General features: G+C 68.5%; 25 protein-coding genes. 24 read left to right on the forward strand and 1 reads right to left on the reverse strand.

What is annotated here, in order from left to right; translation table 11 throughout:
- Window positions 1–114 precede the first annotated feature (114 nt).
- Window positions 115–3,150 (forward strand): glycosyl hydrolase 115 family protein, encoded by a 3,036-nt coding sequence (locus ACZ3ZD_RS02110; RefSeq protein WP_467392533.1) that lies wholly within the window; start codon window positions 115–117, stop codon window positions 3,148–3,150.
- A 222-nt stretch (window positions 3,151–3,372) separates the two neighbouring features.
- Window positions 3,373–3,858: a VOC family protein gene (locus tag ACZ3ZD_RS02115; RefSeq protein WP_467392536.1), complete on the forward strand. Its 486-nt coding sequence runs from the start codon at window positions 3,373–3,375 to the stop codon at window positions 3,856–3,858.
- 102 nt (window positions 3,859–3,960) lie between these two features.
- Here ACZ3ZD_RS02115 and ACZ3ZD_RS02120 read toward each other — a convergent pair whose 3' ends face one another.
- Window positions 3,961–4,416 carry an ATP-binding protein gene (locus ACZ3ZD_RS02120; protein ID WP_467392538.1) on the reverse strand — a complete coding sequence of 152 codons (456 nt, stop codon included), beginning with the start codon at window positions 4,414–4,416 and terminating at the stop codon, window positions 3,961–3,963.
- 137 nt (window positions 4,417–4,553) lie between these two features.
- On the opposite strand from ACZ3ZD_RS02120, the gene ACZ3ZD_RS02125 reads away from it, so the two are divergent.
- The 22 genes from ACZ3ZD_RS02125 (at window position 4,554) to rplF (ending at window position 17,598) form a co-directional block, all read left to right on the forward strand.
- Window positions 4,554–5,399: a helix-turn-helix domain-containing protein gene (locus tag ACZ3ZD_RS02125; RefSeq protein WP_467392540.1), complete on the forward strand. Its 846-nt coding sequence runs from the start codon at window positions 4,554–4,556 to the stop codon at window positions 5,397–5,399.
- Window positions 5,396–5,647, forward strand: a complete 252-nt coding sequence (locus tag ACZ3ZD_RS02130; RefSeq protein ID WP_467392542.1) for a DUF397 domain-containing protein — start codon at window positions 5,396–5,398, stop codon at window positions 5,645–5,647. Before ACZ3ZD_RS02125 ends, ACZ3ZD_RS02130 begins: the two co-directional genes overlap by 4 nt.
- A 295-nt stretch (window positions 5,648–5,942) precedes the next feature.
- A complete protein-coding gene (locus tag ACZ3ZD_RS02135; protein WP_467392544.1) occupies window positions 5,943–6,311 on the forward strand; it encodes a hypothetical protein in 369 nt (122 codons plus the stop codon).
- A 61-nt stretch (window positions 6,312–6,372) separates the two neighbouring features.
- On the forward strand, window positions 6,373–8,535 hold the full coding sequence (locus ACZ3ZD_RS02140) for a hypothetical protein (RefSeq protein WP_467392546.1): 2,163 nt from the start codon (window positions 6,373–6,375) through the stop codon (window positions 8,533–8,535).
- Entirely contained in the window at window positions 8,535–9,065 is a 531-nt protein-coding gene (locus ACZ3ZD_RS02145; RefSeq protein WP_467392548.1) for a hypothetical protein, read from the forward strand. Before ACZ3ZD_RS02140 ends, ACZ3ZD_RS02145 begins: the two co-directional genes overlap by 1 nt.
- A 447-nt stretch (window positions 9,066–9,512) precedes the next feature.
- Window positions 9,513–9,821 (forward strand): 30S ribosomal protein S10, encoded by a 309-nt coding sequence (rpsJ, locus tag ACZ3ZD_RS02150; protein WP_003948644.1) that lies wholly within the window; start codon window positions 9,513–9,515, stop codon window positions 9,819–9,821.
- Window positions 9,822–9,837: 16 nt separating this feature from the next.
- Window positions 9,838–10,482 (forward strand): 50S ribosomal protein L3, encoded by a 645-nt coding sequence (rplC, locus tag ACZ3ZD_RS02155; RefSeq protein ID WP_067045344.1) that lies wholly within the window; start codon window positions 9,838–9,840, stop codon window positions 10,480–10,482.
- Window positions 10,483–10,490: 8 nt separating this feature from the next.
- A complete protein-coding gene (gene rplD / locus ACZ3ZD_RS02160; protein ID WP_467392550.1) occupies window positions 10,491–11,147 on the forward strand; it encodes a 50S ribosomal protein L4 in 657 nt (218 codons plus the stop codon).
- Window positions 11,147–11,566 (forward strand): 50S ribosomal protein L23, encoded by a 420-nt coding sequence (gene rplW, locus ACZ3ZD_RS02165; RefSeq protein ID WP_030345427.1) that lies wholly within the window; start codon window positions 11,147–11,149, stop codon window positions 11,564–11,566. The genes rplD and rplW overlap by 1 nt, the downstream gene beginning before the upstream one ends.
- Window positions 11,567–11,604: 38 nt before the next feature.
- Complete coding sequence (rplB, locus tag ACZ3ZD_RS02170; RefSeq protein ID WP_030601203.1) at window positions 11,605–12,441, forward strand: 50S ribosomal protein L2; 837 nt, start codon at window positions 11,605–11,607, stop codon at window positions 12,439–12,441.
- 12 nt (window positions 12,442–12,453) lie between these two features.
- Entirely contained in the window at window positions 12,454–12,735 is a 282-nt protein-coding gene (gene rpsS, locus ACZ3ZD_RS02175) for a 30S ribosomal protein S19 (RefSeq protein ID WP_095748093.1), read from the forward strand.
- A 43-nt stretch (window positions 12,736–12,778) separates the two neighbouring features.
- A complete protein-coding gene (gene rplV, locus ACZ3ZD_RS02180) occupies window positions 12,779–13,126 on the forward strand; it encodes a 50S ribosomal protein L22 (protein ID WP_037858419.1) in 348 nt (115 codons plus the stop codon).
- Window positions 13,126–13,947 carry a 30S ribosomal protein S3 gene (gene rpsC / locus ACZ3ZD_RS02185; RefSeq protein WP_014674374.1) on the forward strand — a complete coding sequence of 274 codons (822 nt, stop codon included), beginning with the start codon at window positions 13,126–13,128 and terminating at the stop codon, window positions 13,945–13,947. The genes rplV and rpsC overlap by 1 nt, the downstream gene beginning before the upstream one ends.
- 5 nt (window positions 13,948–13,952) lie before the next feature.
- On the forward strand, window positions 13,953–14,372 hold the full coding sequence (rplP, locus tag ACZ3ZD_RS02190; RefSeq protein WP_009190136.1) for a 50S ribosomal protein L16: 420 nt from the start codon (window positions 13,953–13,955) through the stop codon (window positions 14,370–14,372).
- Window positions 14,372–14,596, forward strand: a complete 225-nt coding sequence (gene rpmC, locus ACZ3ZD_RS02195) for a 50S ribosomal protein L29 (protein ID WP_003974259.1) — start codon at window positions 14,372–14,374, stop codon at window positions 14,594–14,596. Before rplP ends, rpmC begins: the two co-directional genes overlap by 1 nt.
- The gene (rpsQ, locus tag ACZ3ZD_RS02200; RefSeq protein ID WP_014674375.1) at window positions 14,596–14,880 is read left to right on the forward strand and encodes a 30S ribosomal protein S17; all 285 of its coding nucleotides are present in this window, start codon (window positions 14,596–14,598) and stop codon (window positions 14,878–14,880) included. The genes rpmC and rpsQ overlap by 1 nt, the downstream gene beginning before the upstream one ends.
- Before the next feature lie 99 nt (window positions 14,881–14,979).
- The gene (rplN, locus tag ACZ3ZD_RS02205) at window positions 14,980–15,348 is read left to right on the forward strand and encodes a 50S ribosomal protein L14 (protein WP_003998823.1); all 369 of its coding nucleotides are present in this window, start codon (window positions 14,980–14,982) and stop codon (window positions 15,346–15,348) included.
- Window positions 15,349–15,350: 2 nt separating this feature from the next.
- A complete protein-coding gene (gene rplX, locus ACZ3ZD_RS02210) occupies window positions 15,351–15,674 on the forward strand; it encodes a 50S ribosomal protein L24 (protein ID WP_310764877.1) in 324 nt (107 codons plus the stop codon).
- Window positions 15,674–16,231: a 50S ribosomal protein L5 gene (rplE, locus tag ACZ3ZD_RS02215; RefSeq protein WP_019753095.1), complete on the forward strand. Its 558-nt coding sequence runs from the start codon at window positions 15,674–15,676 to the stop codon at window positions 16,229–16,231. The genes rplX and rplE overlap by 1 nt, the downstream gene beginning before the upstream one ends.
- Before the next feature lie 5 nt (window positions 16,232–16,236).
- A complete protein-coding gene (locus tag ACZ3ZD_RS02220; RefSeq protein ID WP_003948630.1) occupies window positions 16,237–16,422 on the forward strand; it encodes a type Z 30S ribosomal protein S14 in 186 nt (61 codons plus the stop codon).
- Between the two features lie 213 nt (window positions 16,423–16,635).
- Window positions 16,636–17,034 carry a 30S ribosomal protein S8 gene (gene rpsH, locus ACZ3ZD_RS02225; protein ID WP_014674378.1) on the forward strand — a complete coding sequence of 133 codons (399 nt, stop codon included), beginning with the start codon at window positions 16,636–16,638 and terminating at the stop codon, window positions 17,032–17,034.
- A gap of 24 nt (window positions 17,035–17,058) precedes the next feature.
- On the forward strand, window positions 17,059–17,598 hold the full coding sequence (gene rplF, locus ACZ3ZD_RS02230) for a 50S ribosomal protein L6 (RefSeq protein WP_030345438.1): 540 nt from the start codon (window positions 17,059–17,061) through the stop codon (window positions 17,596–17,598).
- The last annotated feature ends 3 nt before the right edge of the window (window positions 17,599–17,601 follow it).

Genomic DNA, 17,601 nt, shown 5'->3' on the forward strand with positions numbered 1-17,601 from the left:
ATTCGGCGCCCGCGACCCGTTCCCTCCGCCGCCGGCTCCCCCCACTATTTGGCATGCCTGTGAACAAAACAGGGGTGGCACGGGCGGTGGCGGTGACGGACCGGGAGGGGTCGTATGTCCGTGGAGCGCAGGGCTGTGCTGGGGGCGGGGCTCGCCGCCGTACCGGTGCTGGCCGCCGGGGCCTCGGGGACCGCGTGGGCGGGCGGTGAGGGCGGCCTTCGGGTGACGGAGCCCGGGGCGTACGTCTCCTTCTCGGGCGGGGCGTTCTCCCTCGTGGGCGCGCCCGTGGTGGTGAGCCGGGAGGATCATCCCGGAGTGGTACGGGTGGCGGGGGATCTCCGGGACGACCTCGAACGGGTGACAGGGGTCCGCTCGGGCGACACGCTCGGCCGCTTCCCGGTGCTGCTCGGCACCATCGGGCGCAGCCCGCTGATCGACGGGCTGATCCGGTCCGGGAAGCTGGACGTGACGGGCGTACGCGGCAGGTGGGAGACCTCGCTGCAGACGGTCGTGGACCGGCCGGTGCCCGGTGTGGAGCGGGCGTTCGTCATCGCGGGCAGCGATCCGCGGGGCACGATCTTCGGGGCGTACGACGTCTCGTACGGCATCGGTGTCTCGCCCTGGCACTGGTGGGACGACGTGCCGCCGGCGCGGCGCCAGCGGGTGTGGGTGCGCCCCGGCCGCTTCACCCAGGGGAGCCCGGCGGTGAGGTACCGGGGCATCTTCGTCAACGACGAGAATCCCGCGCTCGGCACGTGGGCGCCGGCCCACTTCGGTCCGGGCAAGGCACCCGGCTACCCCGGCGGCTTCACCGCGGACTTCTACGCGCGGGTGTTCGAGGTGCTGCTGCGGCTGAAGGGCAACTACCTGTGGCCGGCGGTGTGGGGACGGGCGTTCGCGGAGGACGACCCGGACAACCACCGGCGCGCGTCCGAGTACGGAATTGTCATGGGCACCTCGCACGAGGCGCCGATGATGCGGGGCATCGAGGAGTGGAACCGGCACGCCGGCTCCGGGACCGACCCCTACGGGGGCACGGGCGAATGGTCGTACCGCCGCAACGCGGAGGCGGTCCGCGCGTACTGGCGTGCCGGCATCCAGCGCATGGTCGACGAGGGCTTCGAGGGCGTGGTGACCCTCGGCATGCGCGGCAACGGTGACACCGGCCTCCCAGACGGCGACGGCATCGAACTGATGCAGCAGATCATCGCCGACCAGCGCCGCATCATCGAGGAGGTGACGGGCCGGCCGGCGGCCGAGACACCGCAGGTCTGGACGCTGTACAAGGAGGTCCAGCGCTACTGGGACCGCGGGCTGCGCGCCCCGGACGACGTCACCGTGGTCCTCACGGACGACAACTGGGGCAACATCCGCAGACACCCGGACGGCCCGCGCCCCGGCGGCTACGGCCTCTACTACCACTTCGACTACGTCGGCGCCGGCCGCAACTACAAGTGGGTCGACACCGCGAACCTCGGGAACGTCTGGGACCAGCTCCACCAGGCGCACGCCTACGGCAACCACGGCCTGTGGGTGGCCAACGTGGGCGACCTGAAGGGCAACGAACTTCCCACGGAGTTCTTCCTGACGTACGCCTGGAACCCCGACGCCTGGCCGCTGGAACGCCTCGGCGCGTGGGAGGAGCGCTACGCCCGGCAGAACTTCGGCGCCGCGCAGGCCGGGGAGATCGCCTCGCTGCTGGCCGCCTACGGCCGGCTCCAGGCCCGCCGCAAACCGGAGCTGCTCAACCGCCGGATCACCCTCTCCGGCGACCGCGTGGTCTACGACGACCAGCGGAGCCCGTACTACTTCGCGCACCGGGAACTGGAACGGGTCACCGAGGAGTGGCGCGCGCTGGGCCGGCGCGCGGAACACGTCGAGCGCAGGCTCCCGCCGCGGCTGCGGGACGCGTGGTTCGAACTGGCCGGCTACGCGGTCACGGCGACCGCGAACCTGTACGCGCTGCGGGCGGCTCAGTTCACGAACCTGCTGTACGCGGCGCAGGGCCGGGCCGCGACGAACGACCGCGCGGCCCGGGCGGAGGCGGCCCTCGGCCGGGACCTCGCCCTCGCCGACCGCTTCAACTCCCGTGTGGCGGGCGGCAAGTGGCAGGGGTTCCAGACCCAGCCGCACATCGACTACGGGGACGTCGACCGCTACGGCCCGAACGCGGGCTGGCAGCAGCCCGAGAAGGACGGTGTGGCCCTGCCGGACGTGCTGTTCCCCGCGGTGCGGCGCATCGAGGTGCCCCCGGGCGCGGAACTGGGCGTGTCCGTGGACGGCGCGGAGGACACGGGGCAGTGGTGGCCGGGGGGCTCCGCCTCGGCCGCGTCCCTGCCGCCGTTCAGCCCGTACCAGACCCGTCCCCGGCAGTACGTGGAGATCTTCAACCGGGGCCGTACGGGCTTCCCCTACGAGGTGTCGGTGTCGGCGCCGTGGCTACGGGTGGACCGCCCCCGGGGCCGGGTGGAGCAGCAGGTCCGCCTGGAGGTGGAGGTGGACTGGTCCCGGGCGCCGGCCGGGCGCGCGGAGGCGACCCTGACGGTGCGCGGCGCCGGCGCGTCGGTCCCGGTCCGCTGTGTGGCGCAGCGCCCCTCGGGCGTACGGCCGCGGGGCTTCGTGGAGGCCGGCGGCTACGTGGCGATCGACGCCGAGCACCACGACCGCGCGGTCGGCCGGTGGCGCCGTATCGACGGCATCGGGCGGACCGGGGCGGGCCTGACACCCTGGCCGGTGACGGCCCCGAGCCGGACCCCCGGCGGCTCCTCCCCGCGCCTGGAGTACGAGGTGACGCTGCTGTCCGCCCCCACCGAGCTGACCGTGTGGGCCCTCCTGTCCCCCCGCAACCCGGCCCTCCCCGGCGTCGCCGGCCTGCGCTACGGCATCTCGCTGGACGACGGCCCGATCCGCACCGTGGACATCACGGCCGGCGCGGACGACGGCGCGCTGAACACGGTCTGGGCCCGCCACACCTCGGACAACGTCAACGCGACGGCGACCACGCACACCGTGACCCGCCCGGGCGTCCACCGGCTGACGTTCAGGATGGTGGACCCGACGGTGGTCCTGCAACGCCTGCTGATCGACACGGGGGGCCTGCCGCAGCTGTACCTGGGGCCGCTGGAGAGTTTGCGGGTGGGTCACTCGTAGAGCGGCCTGTCAGTGCGGGCCGGCGAGGTGCCGTGTGAGCAGTGCGGTGGGAGCCGTGTCGCACGGGCAGCTGACGCACGGCGGACAGCAAGCGGAGGCTCGGCCTCGGTACGGGTTCTCTGTGCGACTGCTTCGACGCTTGACCTCAATCAAACTTGAGCTTTTAGGTTCCTTCCAGGGCCGCAGGACCCGACCAGCGGTGCCTTTTCAGGGAGGTTCGCCATGACCGAGCGCACAGACCACATCGAGATCCCCGACCGCTACCGCTACGCCGTGATCCCGCACATCATGGTCGACGACGCCGCTGCGGCGATCGATTTCTACCAGCGGGCGTTCGGCGCCCGTGAGGACTTCAGGATCGACGCTCCGGGCGGCGGGATCCTGCACGCCGAGATCACCATCGGACGGTCGGCCCTGATGCTGGGCGACGCCGGCGTGGACGAGGCGGAGGCCGCCTCCTTCGCCGCGCCGACCTCGCTCGGCGGAGGTACGTCCGTGACGCTGCACGTTTTCGTGCCGGACGTCGACAGCCTGGCGGAGCGCGCGGAAGCCGCCGGCGCGGAGATCCTCCAGCCGCCGAAGGACATGTTCCACGGTGACCGCACCGTCATCCTCAAGGACCCTTCAGGTCACCTGTGGGTGTTCCTGACCCACGTGGAAGACGTCCCGCAGGAGGAGCTTCGGCGCCGCCTGGCCACCGCCGGGTGACCGGACTCCGGTGCGCGCGGCCGTGGGGAGGCTGGTGGGGTCGGGCGGGTCGGCCGACCCGGTCATGGGAAGTACCGACCTCGCCCATGGCCGGGGCGTCGGTCACCGGGACGGGACGGTCCGCGATGCGGTGGGGCGGGTGCTCACCTCCGCCCAGACGGTCTTGCGCGGGTGCCGTCCCTCGGCGACGCCCCAGCGGTCGGCGAGGGCCGCCACGAGCAGCAGGCCGCGCCCTGATTCGCCGTCCTCGGCCGGAGTGGTGAGCCGGGGCAGTCGGTCACCGCGCGTGTCGGTGACCTCGATGCGGAGCGTGCCGCCGGCGACGTAGAGCTGCAGCTGGAAGTCACGGCCGGGGACGCGGCCGTGGGTGGCGGCGTTGGCGGCGAGTTCGGCCACGATCTGCGTCGGTGCCTCCAACGGCAAACCCCACGTGCGCAGTTGCTGCTCGGTGAGCAACCTGGCGAGGCGGGCCCCGCGTGGCGTGGGGGACAGGCGGACGCTGAAGTGCGGGATGTGCCCGTCGTGTTGGTTCTCAGGGGCAGCCGTTTCTTGATTCACGTCACTGAGCGTGGCGGAGTCTGCTTCCGTGAGGGAGTGACTACGCCTGTACGTACGGCGACTGTCCCGGCTTTGTCCCGGCTGTCCCACCTGTCTCGGGCGTTGTACGGGTACGAGTGCGCGCCACAGGAGGAGCGATGGGTGAGGGAGTGGACGAGGCCGGCTGGGACGTCGAGCCCGGCGACGAGATCGAGCCGGTGGTCCAGGCGGTGGGTCGCCTGCTCAAGGTCTGCCGGGAGGCGGCCGGGGTCTCGGTGCCGGAGCTGGCCGAGGCCATGGGATATGGCGAGGACATGATCCGCAAGATCGAACGCGGGGCACGGATCCCCCGGCCGGAGCTGCTGGACAGAGCGGACACGTTCCTGAAGGCGCAGGGTCATCTGAGGGCCTTCACGGAGGACATGAAGAAGGCCCGCTATCCGAAGAAGGTGCGCGAGCTGGCGGAGATGGAGGGGCGGGCGGTGGAGATGTTGCTGTACAGCAACCACAACATCCACGGCTTGTTGCAGACGGAGGAGTACGTGCGAACGATGTTCGAGATGAGGCAGCCCACACTCGCCGAAGACGTCGTGGAGCGGGCAACAGCCGCTCGCGTGGCTCGGCAGGCCGTCTTTGAGCGGGAGCCCGCTCCTACGTTCAGTTTCGTCCAGGAACAGGTGACGCTCGAACGCCCCTACGGTGGGAAAATGGTGCTGCGTCGACAGCTCCAATACCTCTTGCAGTTGGCACAGTTGCGTAACGTCACGCTCCAGGTCATGCCGACCGATCGCGAGGAGCATGCCGGATCGCAGGGTCTGATCGAGGTGCTGAAGTTCGCCGACGGCACTGCGATCGGACGTTCCGAGGGTGCGTTCAACGGGCGCCCGGTCTCAAGCCCCAAAGACCTCCGGATCCTCGAACTGCGCTATGGCATGATCCGGGCGCAGGCTCTCACCCCGAGGGAGTCGCAAGCCTTCATCGAGCAAGCGTTGGAGAGACTATGAGCACTGCCGAACTCCGCTGGTTCAAGAGCAGTTACAGCAGCAGTAGTGAACCCGATGACTGCCTCGAAGTCGCGCTCCACTGGTTCAAAAGCAGTTACAGCAGCAGTAGTGAACCCGGTGACTGCCTCGAAGTCGCCCCCACCCCCACCACCATCCACATCCGCGATTCCAAGCGCCCCGAAGGTCCCCTTCTCACCGCCACCCCGGCCGCCTGGGCGGCGTTCGTCGGACTGGCCCGGCGGTCTTGAGCGACAGCTGAGTACACGTACTCAGGCGCCCCCCGATGCCACTGCTTCCGCAGCGGGCCCGGCGGCGCCGCCGGGACGGGCTGGCGCCGGTGACCTGGCCGGGCCGAACCGTAGCGCGTGCGGGCATCGCCGCGCGCACCGCCGCCGACGGAGAACCGCCTTCGCCCCGTACGCCACACGCACCGCCTGACTCGCCGTAAAGGAGTCGCCAAGGTTGCAGTTGAGCCGGCCGATGGGCCGATCTCTCCGTTAGCGTGACAAGGGCACGCCAGAGTTGCAGACGGGGGTTGGCATCGTGGCAGGCAGTGACAGGGCGACGGGTGGGGGTCGGCCGGACCTCGCGTCGTCTCCGGCGGAGAAGACGGCCGCGGCGAACACGCTGCACAACGACATCCAGCCGGACACCAGGGCGGCGGGACGGTGGGCGGACGACGAGACCAGCGCCGCGGTGAAGGCCTTCGACGCGAAGGACGGGCACGGCTGGCTCCTCTCCGGCGCCCTGGGCAAGGCGCACACGACCTGGGGTGAGCAGGTCCAGGACTTCCTGAACCGGCTGGCGGGTGACGAGGCGGCCCTCAGGAGCGACTCGACGCTGCTGAGCGGGACGGACATCGGGGTGGGCGGCACCGCGCGCAAGGTGTCGGTGCTCGACGCCTACTCGTAGCCGCCGGCGCGCCGAGAGCCCGCCGAGCCCACTCGTACGCCACCGCATCCACGGGGAACCGATGCCGACCTACCACGAGATCCTGACCACCGAACTGTCCACGCTCACCACGGCCGCCGCCCGCTGGGACGGCATGGCGAAGGAACTGGACAAGCAGGAGACGGCCTACCGGCGGGATGTTCACGGCATCACCCTTCGCCCGACGTGGGCGGGGGAGAGCCAGCAGGCCGCGAACGCGCGCTTCGGCATCAGGCTCACGGAGTTCCAGAGCGCCCAGACCGAGGCCAAGGCGATCGCCTCGCTGCTGCGGGACGCGCACACCCAGTTCGCGGACCTGCGTAAGAAGCTGGAGTCGGCGCGGGACGACGCGATCGCCGCGGGCATGAAGGTGTCGGACCAGGGCGTGGTCTCGTACGACACCGAGAAGCTCACCCAGGGCGAGCGGCAGGAACTGGCGCACGACCCCGACTCGCAGGAGAGCGTGCGCAAGGCCGTCGCCTCCTGGCAGGCCCGTATCGACCAGTGCGTGAAGGACGTGGAGGACGCCGACAAGGGCGTCGAAGTCGCCCTCACCGCCGTCGTGAAGGGCCCCGGCACGGTCGGCGGCACCGCCCCCGGCTTCAACGGCAGGGCGCAGGGCGACATCGAGAAGTACGAGGCGGACGAGGCCCGGGACATCGCACGGCGCGTCAACGCGGGGAAGGCGAGCGCGGGCGACTACAAGGAGCTGCAACGGCTCTTCCACGACAACTCCGGTGACAGGGCGTTCAGTCAGACCCTGCTGGACGAGCTGGGCGCCAAGGGCACGCTGCAGCTCTCCAACAGCCTCGACGGGCTCGCCCACCACGGCGACGAGCAGCACCGCGGCCAGTACCTGGACATCCAGAAGGGCCTCGCCACGACGCTGGCGACCGCGACGAAGGACCCGCACTCGGACTTCTACCGGCAGTTCCGCTCGGACATGCGCAAGGCCGGCACCGAGCAGTTCGAGATCGACGGCCTCAGCCCGATCCCGGGCGAGAAGGTCCGCGGCTACCAGAGCCTCGTCACGCTGATGCAGCAGGGCCACGGCTACGACGGGCAGTTCCTCCAGGACACCGCCGACGACATCCGGCACGCGGAGGAGTCGTACATCCCCAAGGGCGACAACGCGGGCGAGTCCCTCTGGGCCCTGCGGGACAGGTTCAGCGGCAAGGACCGGGGCTGGTTCGCCAACGATCCGCTCGACGGCGTGCTCGGGATCATGTCCCACGACCCGAAGACCAGCAGCGCGTACCTGGACCCGGCCCACAACGACAACCTCCAGTACCTGCTCCACGACCGGGACTGGGACACCGTCATCGACCACTACGCGACCCCGCCCGGCGGCACCACCACGGGCATACCCGTCATGGCTGAGGACGGGGACGACCGCAAGGGCTTCGGGAACGCCCTGGTCGCGGCGGCCACCGGCGTCGACCCGGGCGGTCCGCGTCCGATGAGCCCGACGTCACACACCGATGCCAACAACCGGGTGTTCCTGCACTCGCTGGACGTCCTCTCCCAGCAGGGCGACGACATGCCGGCCTCGCTCCGCGACGACATGGCGAAGATCATGGTCAATCACGGCCATGAGACGTACACGGCGATGAGCGACCCGAGCGGCAGCCGGCACTCCGCGGACGGCCCGAACCTCAAGCGCGCCGAGGTCCTGGAGATGACGAAGCAGATATCGCGGAGCCGGGACTCCTACAACCTCCTCCACGAGGGCATGAACTACGCGATCATGGACGACATCCACGACCCCTCGCGCCACCCGGAAGACACCCTCCACGCGGCCGGCACCGCGATCGGCTTCATGGAGGAGGGCCGGTACCAGGCGCTGAAGGCGGACCAGCACGACTACACCTGGGACAAGGCGTGGAGCTACCACACGTCCGGGGCGCTGCTCAACTTCATCCCGGTGTACGGGGACCTCGCCCAGCGCGGTGCCGACGTGGTCACCAGCGCTTGGATCATGGACGAACAGCAGGATCAGTCGGCCGAACTCACCAGCGACAGCCAGGCGACCTACCACCTGCGCCAGAACCAGCTCAATGCCATCGCCCGCGAGTGGTACGCGACCAACGGGCACTGGGCCGACAGCCACACGGGCTACTCCCACGACCAGGGCATGTACGACCAGATCAACGGCGCGGCCAACGACGGCAACGCCTACACACGCGGCATGGCGGGAGCGCAGTGATGATTCCGAAGCGCACGGTGACGGCCCTGCTGTGCGGTGCCCTCCTGGCGGCGGCGGCGGCCGGCTGCGGCAGCGCCCACGCCACCGTTCCCGGGGACTTCTGCAAGGTCCCGGTGCCCAAGGCGGCCCTGGCACCGCTCGTCCCGGACGACGGGACCGTGAAGCAGACGTACCAGGCCACCCGGGCCCAGCCGGGCGCGGCCTGCGCCCTGAGCGCCGGCGGCCACCGCGTGCTGTCCGTCGCCATCGCACGCTGGGACCGGGCCCCGGACCCCGGGGACTGGAAGGCCTCGGCGGCGCCGTACTCGTACGCGGCCGAGCGGTCCGTGTCCTTCCCGGGCCAGGCGGCGATCGGCAGCGACGGCGGCACGGTCCGGGCCACCTGCACCTCCCGCACCGCCTACATGACCTTCGGGATCTACTTCTTCGGGGACCGTGTCGAGAACAGCCCCACCGGCTACAGGAAGCTCCAACGGTTCATCGACGACTTCGTGCCGAAGCAGACCAGGAAGTTCGGCTGCACCAGGTAGTCCCGGCCGCGGGCGCCCCGCGGCGGTTTGACCTACGTCACCTCGGGGGTAATCTCTACGGCTCGATTGGCGGAGCCCCTGCCCCATATGGCAGACTGTCGGAGTTGCTCGGTCGAGTGTTGATGCTGCGCGCCTCCCGCCGGGAGGACCGGAAGCGAGTCCCACAGTACTCGTCGCCCTAACTGCCTGATGGCAGCACTGGGGCGGACGTACGGGAATCTTCCGGGAAGTGTGAGCGCGGCACCGGCCAGGCGCCCGGTGGGCCCGAGGTCCCCGGTCTGCGGTTCCGGAAGGGCCGTGTGCATTCCCTGCAGGGATGTTCGAACAAGGGACATCTGTGTCAGCGAGAGTGCGACACGCCCGACCGCGTGGGTCGGAGGAGTGAAGGCAGCAGAAGGAATCCGCCGGGTTCCAGAGCGTGAGAAGAGACAGGACTACTGAGTAGCCATGGCGGGACAGAAGATCCGCATCCGGCTCAAGGCCTACGACCACGAGGTCATCGACTCCTCGGCGAAGAAGATCGTCGAGACGGTGACCCGCACGGGTGCGTCGGTCGCGGGCCCGGTGCCGCTGCCCACTGAGAAGAACGTGTACTGCGTCATCAAGTCGCCGCACAAGTACAAGGACTCGCGCGAGCACTTCGAGATGCGCACGCACAAGCGCCTGATCGACATCCTCGACCCGACTCCCAAGACCGTTGACTCTCTGATGCGACTCGACCTCCCGGCCGGTGTCGACATCGAGATCAAGCTCTGAGGCCGGTGATCTGAGAATGGCTAAGCAGATCAAGGGCATCCTGGGCGAGAAGCTCGGCATGACGCAGGTGTGGGACGAGAACAACCGTGTTGTTCCGGTCACCGTCGTCAAGGCCGGCCCCAACGTCGTCACCCAGGTCCGTACGAACGACGTCGACGGCTACGAGTCGGTCCAGATCGCCTTCGGCGAGATCGACCCGCGCAAGGTGAACAAGCCCCTCAAGGGCCACTTCGCCAAGGCCGACGTCACCCCGCGTCGCCACCTCGTCGAGATCCGGACGGCCGATGCCGCCGAGTACACGCTCGGTCAGGAAATCACCGCCGAGGTCTTCGAGGCCGGCGTGAAGGTCGACGTCACCGGCAAGAGCAAGGGCAAGGGCTTCGCCGGTGTCATGAAGCGCCACAACTTCCGTGGCCTCGGCGCCGGACACGGCACCCAGCGCAAGCACCGCTCGCCCGGTTCCATCGGTGGCTGCGCCACCCCGGGCCGCGTGTTCAAGGGCCTCCGCATGGCGGGTCGCATGGGCAACGAGCGGGTCACCACCCAGAACCTGACCGTCCACGCCGTTGACGCGGAGAAGGGTCTGCTGCTCATCAAGGGCGCGGTTCCCGGTCCGAACGGCGGCCTCGTCCTGGTCCGCACCGCGGCCAAGGGGGCCTGAGGTAACCGATGAGCACTGTTGACATCCTTTCGCCGGCTGGCGACAAGGCCGGTTCCGTCGAGCTCCCCGCGGAGATCTTCGACGCCAAGGTCAGCGTTCCGCTGATCCACCAGGTCGTCGTCGCGCAGCTGGCCGCTGCCCGCCAGGGCACGCACAAGACCAAGACCCGTGGCGAAGTCCGTGGTGGTGGCAAGAAGCCGTACCGCCAGAAGGGCACCGGTCGCGCCCGCCAGGGTTCGACCCGCGCGCCGCAGTTCGCCGGCGGTGGCGTCGTCCACGGCCCGCAGCCGCGTGACTACTCGCAGCGCACCCCGAAGAAGATGAAGGCCGCCGCCCTGCGCGGTGCCCTCACCGACCGGGCGCGTCACAACCGCATCCACGTCGTCTCCGGCGTGGTCGAGGGCGGCACCCCGTCCACGAAGGCCGCCAAGTCGCTGTTCGGCAAGATCTCGGAGCGCAAGAACCTGCTCCTGGTCGTCGACCGCGCCGACGAGGCCGCGTGGCTGTCCGCCCGCAACCTGCCCCAGGTCCACATCCTGGAGCCGGGCCAGCTGAACACGTACGACGTTCTCGTCTCGGACGACGTGGTCTTCACCCAGGCCGCTTTCGAGTCCTTCGTCGCCGGCCCGAACAAGGCCAACGACACCGAAGGGAGCGAGGTCTGATGGCCATCCGTCACCCCGCCATTGCCTCGAAGGCCGCCAAGGCCGCCAAGGCCGCGCGCGTCGCCAAGGCGCGCCGCCACGCCACCGAGGGCAAGAACACCGTCGAGACCCCGCTCAGCAAGTCGTACACGGACCCCCGTGACGTCCTGCTGAAGCCGGTCGTCTCCGAGAAGAGCTACGCGCTCCTCGACGAGAACAAGTACACGTTCATCGTCGACCCGAACGCCAACAAGACCCAGATCAAGCAGGCCGTCCAGGCGGTCTTCGACGTCAAGGTCACCGGGGTCAACACGATCAACCGCCAGGGCAAGCGCAAGCGGACCCGCACCGGTTTCGGCCAGCGTGCCGCGACCAAGCGCGCGATCGTGACCCTCGCCGAGGGCGACCGTATCGACATCTTCGGCGGTCCGACCGCGTAAGCGGTCAGGATCGTCCGATATCGGACGAGGACTGAGAAATGGGAATCCGCAAGTACAAGCCGACGACTCCTGGCCGTCGTGGCGCCAGCGTCGCCGACTTCGTCGAGGTCACGCGGTCCACGCCGGAGAAGTCGCTGGTTCGCCCGCTGCACAGCAAGGGCGGCCGTAACAACGCCGGTCGTGTGACCGTTCGCCACCAGGGTGGCGGACACAAGCGCGCCTACCGAGTGATCGACTTCCGTCGTCACGACAAGGACGGCGTGCCGGCGAAGGTCGCGCACATCGAGTACGACCCCAACCGCACCGCGCGCATCGCGCTGCTGCACTACGCCGACGGCGAGAAGCGCTACATCCTCGCCCCGCGCAACCTGCAGCAGGGCGACACCGTGGAGAACGGTCCCGGGGCCGACATCAAGCCGGGCAACAACCTGGCCCTCCGCAACATCCCGGTCGGTACCACGATCCACGCGATCGAGCTCCGTCCCGGTGGCGGTGCCAAGTTCGCCCGCTCCGCCGGTGCCTCGGTGCAGCTGCTCGCGAAGGAGGGCGCCTACGCCCACCTGCGCATGCCCTCCGGTGAGATCCGCCTGGTCGACGTGCGCTGCCGCGCCACCGTCGGCGAGGTCGGCAACGCCGAGCAGAGCAACATCAACTGGGGCAAGGCGGGCCGCAAGCGGTGGCTGGGCGTTCGCCCGACCGTCCGTGGTGTGGTCATGAACCCGGTTGACCACCCGCACGGTGGTGGTGAGGGCCGGACCTCCGGTGGTCGCCACCCTGTGTCCCCGTGGGGCAAGAAGGAAGGCCGTACTCGTTCGCCCAAGAAGGCGTCGAACAAGTACATCGTCCGCCGCCGCAAGACGAACAAGAAGCGCTAAGGACGGGTTGAGATGCCTCGTAGCTTGAAGAAGGGACCCTTCGTCGACGACCACCTGATCAAGAAGGTGGACGCCCAGAACGAAGCGGGCTCTAAGAACGTCATCAAGACCTGGTCCCGTCGCTCGATGATCGTCCCGGCCATGCTCGGCCACACGATCGCGGTGCACAACGGCAAGACCCACATCCCGGTGTTCGTCACCGAGTCGATGGTCGGCCACAAGCTCGGCGAGTTCTCGCCGACGCGCACCTTCCGGGGCCACGTCAAGGAAGACCGGAAGTCGAAGCGCCGCTAGTAGCGGATCGCATTCAGACACGTAAGTAACTGAAGGGACAACCATGGAAGCCAGGGCCCAGGCGCGGTACATCCGCGTCACGCCCATGAAGGCCCGCCGCGTGGTGGACCTCATCCGTGGCATGAACGCCACGGAGGCCCAGGCCGTCCTGCGATTCGCTCCGCAGGCCGCCTCGGTGCCGGTGGGCAAGGTGCTGGACAGCGCCATCGCCAACGCCGCGCACAACTACGACCACACCGACGCCGACAGCCTCTACATCTCCGAGGCGTACGTCGACGAGGGCCCGACCCTGAAGCGGTTCCGGCCGCGTGCCCAGGGCCGCGCCTACCGGATCCGCAAGCGGACCAGCCACATCACCGTGGTCGTCAGCAGCAAGGAAGGAACCCGGTAATGGGCCAGAAGGTTAACCCGCATGGGTTCCGGCTCGGTGTCACGACCGACTTCAAGTCGCGTTGGTACGCCGACAAGCTGTACAAGGACTACGTCAAGGAAGACGTCGCCATCCGTCGGATGATGACGTCCGGCATGGAGCGCGCCGGCATCTCCAAGGTCGAGATCGAGCGCACCCGCGACCGTGTGCGTGTGGACATCCACACCGCTCGTCCGGGCATCGTCATCGGCCGCCGTGGCGCCGAGGCCGACCGCATCCGCGGTGACCTCGAGAAGCTCACGGGCAAGCAGGTCCAGCTGAACATCCTCGAGGTCAAGAACCCCGAGACGGACGCTCAGCTGGTCGCCCAGGCCGTCGCCGAGCAGCTCTCCTCCCGCGTCTCCTTCCGCCGCGCCATGCGTAAGAGCATGCAGTCGGCGATGAAGGCCGGCGCCAAGGGCATCAAGATCCAGTGCGGTGGCCGCCTCGGCGGCGCCGAGATGTCCCGCTCGGAGTTCTACCGCGAGGGCCGTGTGCCCCTGCACACGCTCCGCGCGAACGTGGACTACGGCTTCTTCGAGGCCAAGACGACCTTCGGCCGCATCGGTGTGAAGGTCTGGATCTACAAGGGCGACGTCAAGAACATCGCCGAGGTCCGCGCCGAGAACGCTGCCGCCCGTGCGGGTAACCGCCCGGCCCGCGGTGGCGCCGACCGCCCGGCCCGTGGTGGCCGCGGTGGCGAGCGGCGCGGTCGCAAGCCGCAGCAGGCTGCCGGTGCCGAGGCCCCCAAGGCCGAGGCCCCCGCCGCCGCTCCGGCTGAGAGCACCGGAACGGAGGCCTGACCGTCATGCTGATCCCCCGTAGGGTCAAGCACCGCAAGCAGCACCACCCGAAGCGCAACGGTATGTCCAAGGGTGGAACGCAGGTTGCGTTCGGCGAGTACGGCATCCAGGCGCTGACCCCGGCCTACGTGACGAACCGCCAGATCGAGGCGGCTCGTATCGCGATGACCCGCCACATCAAGCGTGGCGGCAAGGTCTGGATCAACATCTACCCGGACCGTCCCCTCACCAAGAAGCCGGCCGAGACCCGCATGGGTTCCGGTAAGGGTTCGCCGGAGTGGTGGATCGCCAACGTCAAGCCCGGACGCGTCATGTTCGAGCTGTCGTACCCCAACGAGAAGATCGCCCGTGAGGCGCTGACTCGTGCGGCCCACAAGCTGCCGATGAAGTGCCGGATCGTCAAGCGCGAGGCAGGTGAAGCGTGATGTCGGCCGGTACCAAGGCGTCCGAGCTGCGCGAGCTGGGCAACGAGGAGCTTCTGGCGAAGCTCCGCGAGGCCAAGGAAGAGCTGTTCAACCTCCGCTTCCAGGCGGCGACGGGTCAGCTCGAGAACCACGGTCGGCTGAAGGCCGTCCGCAAGGACATCGCGCGGATCTACACCCTGATGCGTGAGCGCGAGCTGGGCATCGAGACGGTGGAGAGCGCCTGATGAGCGAGAGCAACGTGACTGAGAACACCGAAGCCCGAGGCTTCCGCAAGACCCGTGAGGGTCTGGTCGTCAGCGACAAGATGGACAAGACCGTCGTCGTCGCCGTCGAGGACCGTGTGAAGCACGCGCTGTACGGCAAGGTCATCCGCCGTACGAACAAGCTCAAGGCCCACGACGAGCAGAACGCCGCGGGCGTCGGCGACCGCGTCCTCCTCATGGAGACCCGGCCGCTGTCCGCGACGAAGCGCTGGCGCGTCGTCGAGATCCTCGAGAAGGCCAAGTAAATCTCCTGCGGGGCGCCCCTCGCAGGACAGTTCCGCCAGGCTCCGGGGACCGCTCGCTGAGCGGTCCCCGGGGAACCGGCAGACATTCAGGAGATAGACGTGATCCAGCAGGAGTCGCGACTGCGTGTCGCCGACAACACTGGTGCGAAGGAGATCCTTTGCATCCGTGTGCTCGGTGGCTCCGGTCGCCGCTACGCGGGCATCGGTGACGTCATCGTCGCCACCGTCAAGGACGCGATCCCCGGTGGCAACGTGAAGAAGGGTGACGTCGTCAAGGCGGTCATCGTTCGCACCGTCAAGGAGCGCCGCCGTCCGGACGGCTCGTACATCCGCTTCGACGAGAACGCCGCCGTCATTCTGAAGAACGACGGCGACCCTCGCGGCACCCGTATCTTCGGCCCGGTCGGCCGTGAGCTGCGCGAGAAGAAGTTCATGAAGATCATCTCGCTCGCGCCGGAGGTGCTGTAAGCATGAAGATCAAGAAGGGCGACCTGGTCCAGGTCATCACCGGCAAGGACAAGGGCAAGCAGGGCAAGGTCATCGCGGCCTACCCCCGCGAGGACCGCGTCCTGGTCGAGGGTGTCAACCGGGTCAAGAAGCACACCAAGGCCGGTCCGACCGCCAGCGGTTCGCAGGCCGGCGGCATCGTCACGACCGAGGCGCCGATCCACGTCTCCAACGTCCAGCTGGTCGTGGAGAAGGACGGCAACAAGGTCGTCACGCGTGTCGGCTACCGCTTCGACGACGAAGGCAACAAGATCCGCGTTGCCAAGCGGACGGGTGAGGACATCTGATGGCTACCACCACCACTCCGCGTCTGAAGCAGAAGTACCGCGAGGAGATCGCGGGCAAGCTGCGTGACGAGTTCAAGTACGAGAACGTCATGCAGGTTCCCGGCCTCGTCAAGATCGTGGTCAACATGGGTGTCGGCGACGCCGCCCGTGACTCGAAGCTGATCGAGGGCGCGATCCGCGACCTGACCACCATCACCGGTCAGAAGCCGGCCGTCACCAAGGCCCGCAAGTCCATCGCGCAGTTCAAGCTGCGTGAGGGCCAGCCGATCGGTGCCCACGTCACGCTCCGTGGCGACCGCATGTGGGAGTTCCTGGACCGCACCCTGTCGCTCGCGCTGCCGCGCATCCGCGACTTCCGCGGCCTGTCCCCCAAGCAGTTCGACGGCCGTGGCAACTACACCTTCGGTCTCACGGAGCAGGTCATGTTCCACGAGATCGACCAGGACAAGATCGACCGCGTCCGGGGTATGGACATCACCGTGGTCACCACGGCGACCAACGACGCTGAGGGCCGCGCGCTCCTCCGTCACCTCGGCTTCCCCTTCAAGGAGGCGTGAGCGAGATGGCGAAGAAGGCTCTCATCGCGAAGGCTGCTCGCAAGCCCAAGTTCGGTGTGCGTGGCTACACCCGCTGCCAGCGCTGCGGTCGTCCGCACTCCGTGTACCGCAAGTTCGGCCTCTGCCGCGTGTGCCTTCGTGAGATGGCTCACCGTGGCGAGCTGCCGGGCGTGACCAAGAGCTCCTGGTAATCCCCCTAACAGGGATTCCAGAGGCTCTCGGTAAGCAATGGGCGTGTCAGGCGCCCACCCCTTCATGGCTTAGGCTTGGAGGGTTGGGCGCCTGACAGTCGCCCGTACGACTTACTACGCCGTAGGTCCACCGCGCCGCACCCGTCCCGTCTCGGATCGGGGAGAGGGATGGCGCACCAGGAAACCCCGGCGAGAGAGGCCGAAGGCCAATTCATGACCATGACTGATCCGATCGCAGACATGCTGACGCGTCTGCGGAACGCGAACTCGGCGTACCACGACTCGGTGTCGATGCCGCACTCCAAGATCAAGTCTCACATCGCGGAGATCCTCCAGCAGGAGGGCTTCATCACGGGCTGGAAGGTCGAGGACGCCGAGGTCGGCAAGAACCTCGTCCTGGAGCTGAAGTTCGGCCCCAACCGTGAGCGCTCCATCGCGGGCATCAAGCGGATCTCCAAGCCCGGTCTCCGGGTGTACGCGAAGTCCACCAACCTGCCGAAGGTGCTCGGCGGCCTGGGCGTGGCCATCATCTCCACGTCGCACGGGCTCCTCACCGACAAGCAGGCCGGCAAGAAGGGCGTGGGTGGGGAAGTCCTCGCCTACGTCTGGTAGCAGAAGGGAACGGAGGAAACAGCTATGTCGCGCATCGGCAAGCTCCCCATCGCGGTTCCCGCCGGCGTGGACGTCACCATCGACGGCCGTACGGTCTCGGTCAAGGGCCCCAAGGGCTCGCTGACCCACACCGTTGCCGCGCCGATCGACATCGCTAAGGGCGAGGACGGCACCCTCCAGGTGCTGCGCCCGAACGACGAGCGTCAGAGCAAGGCCCTGCACGGCCTCTCCCGCACGCTGGTGGCGAACATGATCACCGGCGTGACCCAGGGTTACGTGAAGAAGCTCGAGATCAGCGGTGTCGGTTACCGAGTGACCGCCAAGGGTTCGAACCTGGAGTTCGCTCTCGGTTACAGCCACCCGATCGTGGTCGAGGCCCCCGAGGGGATCACCTTCAAGGTGGAGACCCCGACCCGTTTCTCGGTCGAGGGCATCGACAAGCAGAAGGTCGGCGAGGTTGCGGCCAACATCCGCAAGCTGCGCAAGCCCGACCCGTACAAGGCCAAGGGCGTCAAGTACGAGGGCGAAGTCATCCGCCGCAAGGTCGGAAAGGCGGGTAAGTAAGCC

The sequence above is a fragment of the Streptomyces sp. NPDC023481 genome (assembly GCF_055560195.1).

Coding starts and splice junctions, on each gene's coding strand:
- ACZ3ZD_RS02110 (WP_467392533.1), top strand. CDS start 115: ATGTCCGTGGAGCGCAGGGCTGTGCTGGGGGCGGGGCTCGCCGCCGTA.
- ACZ3ZD_RS02115 (WP_467392536.1), top strand. CDS start 3,373: ATGACCGAGCGCACAGACCACATCGAGATCCCCGACCGCTACCGCTAC.
- ACZ3ZD_RS02125 (WP_467392540.1), top strand. CDS start 4,554: ATGGGTGAGGGAGTGGACGAGGCCGGCTGGGACGTCGAGCCCGGCGAC.
- ACZ3ZD_RS02130 (WP_467392542.1), top strand. CDS start 5,396: ATGAGCACTGCCGAACTCCGCTGGTTCAAGAGCAGTTACAGCAGCAGT.
- ACZ3ZD_RS02140 (WP_467392546.1), top strand. CDS start 6,373: ATGCCGACCTACCACGAGATCCTGACCACCGAACTGTCCACGCTCACC.
- ACZ3ZD_RS02145 (WP_467392548.1), top strand. CDS start 8,535: ATGATTCCGAAGCGCACGGTGACGGCCCTGCTGTGCGGTGCCCTCCTG.
- rpsJ (WP_003948644.1), top strand. CDS start 9,513: ATGGCGGGACAGAAGATCCGCATCCGGCTCAAGGCCTACGACCACGAG.
- rplC (WP_067045344.1), top strand. CDS start 9,838: ATGGCTAAGCAGATCAAGGGCATCCTGGGCGAGAAGCTCGGCATGACG.
- rplD (WP_467392550.1), top strand. CDS start 10,491: ATGAGCACTGTTGACATCCTTTCGCCGGCTGGCGACAAGGCCGGTTCC.
- rplW (WP_030345427.1), top strand. CDS start 11,147: ATGGCCATCCGTCACCCCGCCATTGCCTCGAAGGCCGCCAAGGCCGCC.
- rplB (WP_030601203.1), top strand. CDS start 11,605: ATGGGAATCCGCAAGTACAAGCCGACGACTCCTGGCCGTCGTGGCGCC.
- rpsS (WP_095748093.1), top strand. CDS start 12,454: ATGCCTCGTAGCTTGAAGAAGGGACCCTTCGTCGACGACCACCTGATC.
- rplV (WP_037858419.1), top strand. CDS start 12,779: ATGGAAGCCAGGGCCCAGGCGCGGTACATCCGCGTCACGCCCATGAAG.
- rpsC (WP_014674374.1), top strand. CDS start 13,126: ATGGGCCAGAAGGTTAACCCGCATGGGTTCCGGCTCGGTGTCACGACC.
- rplP (WP_009190136.1), top strand. CDS start 13,953: ATGCTGATCCCCCGTAGGGTCAAGCACCGCAAGCAGCACCACCCGAAG.
- rpmC (WP_003974259.1), top strand. CDS start 14,372: ATGTCGGCCGGTACCAAGGCGTCCGAGCTGCGCGAGCTGGGCAACGAG.
- rpsQ (WP_014674375.1), top strand. CDS start 14,596: ATGAGCGAGAGCAACGTGACTGAGAACACCGAAGCCCGAGGCTTCCGC.
- rplX (WP_310764877.1), top strand. CDS start 15,351: ATGAAGATCAAGAAGGGCGACCTGGTCCAGGTCATCACCGGCAAGGAC.
- rplE (WP_019753095.1), top strand. CDS start 15,674: ATGGCTACCACCACCACTCCGCGTCTGAAGCAGAAGTACCGCGAGGAG.
- ACZ3ZD_RS02220 (WP_003948630.1), top strand. CDS start 16,237: ATGGCGAAGAAGGCTCTCATCGCGAAGGCTGCTCGCAAGCCCAAGTTC.
- rpsH (WP_014674378.1), top strand. CDS start 16,636: ATGACCATGACTGATCCGATCGCAGACATGCTGACGCGTCTGCGGAAC.
- rplF (WP_030345438.1), top strand. CDS start 17,059: ATGTCGCGCATCGGCAAGCTCCCCATCGCGGTTCCCGCCGGCGTGGAC.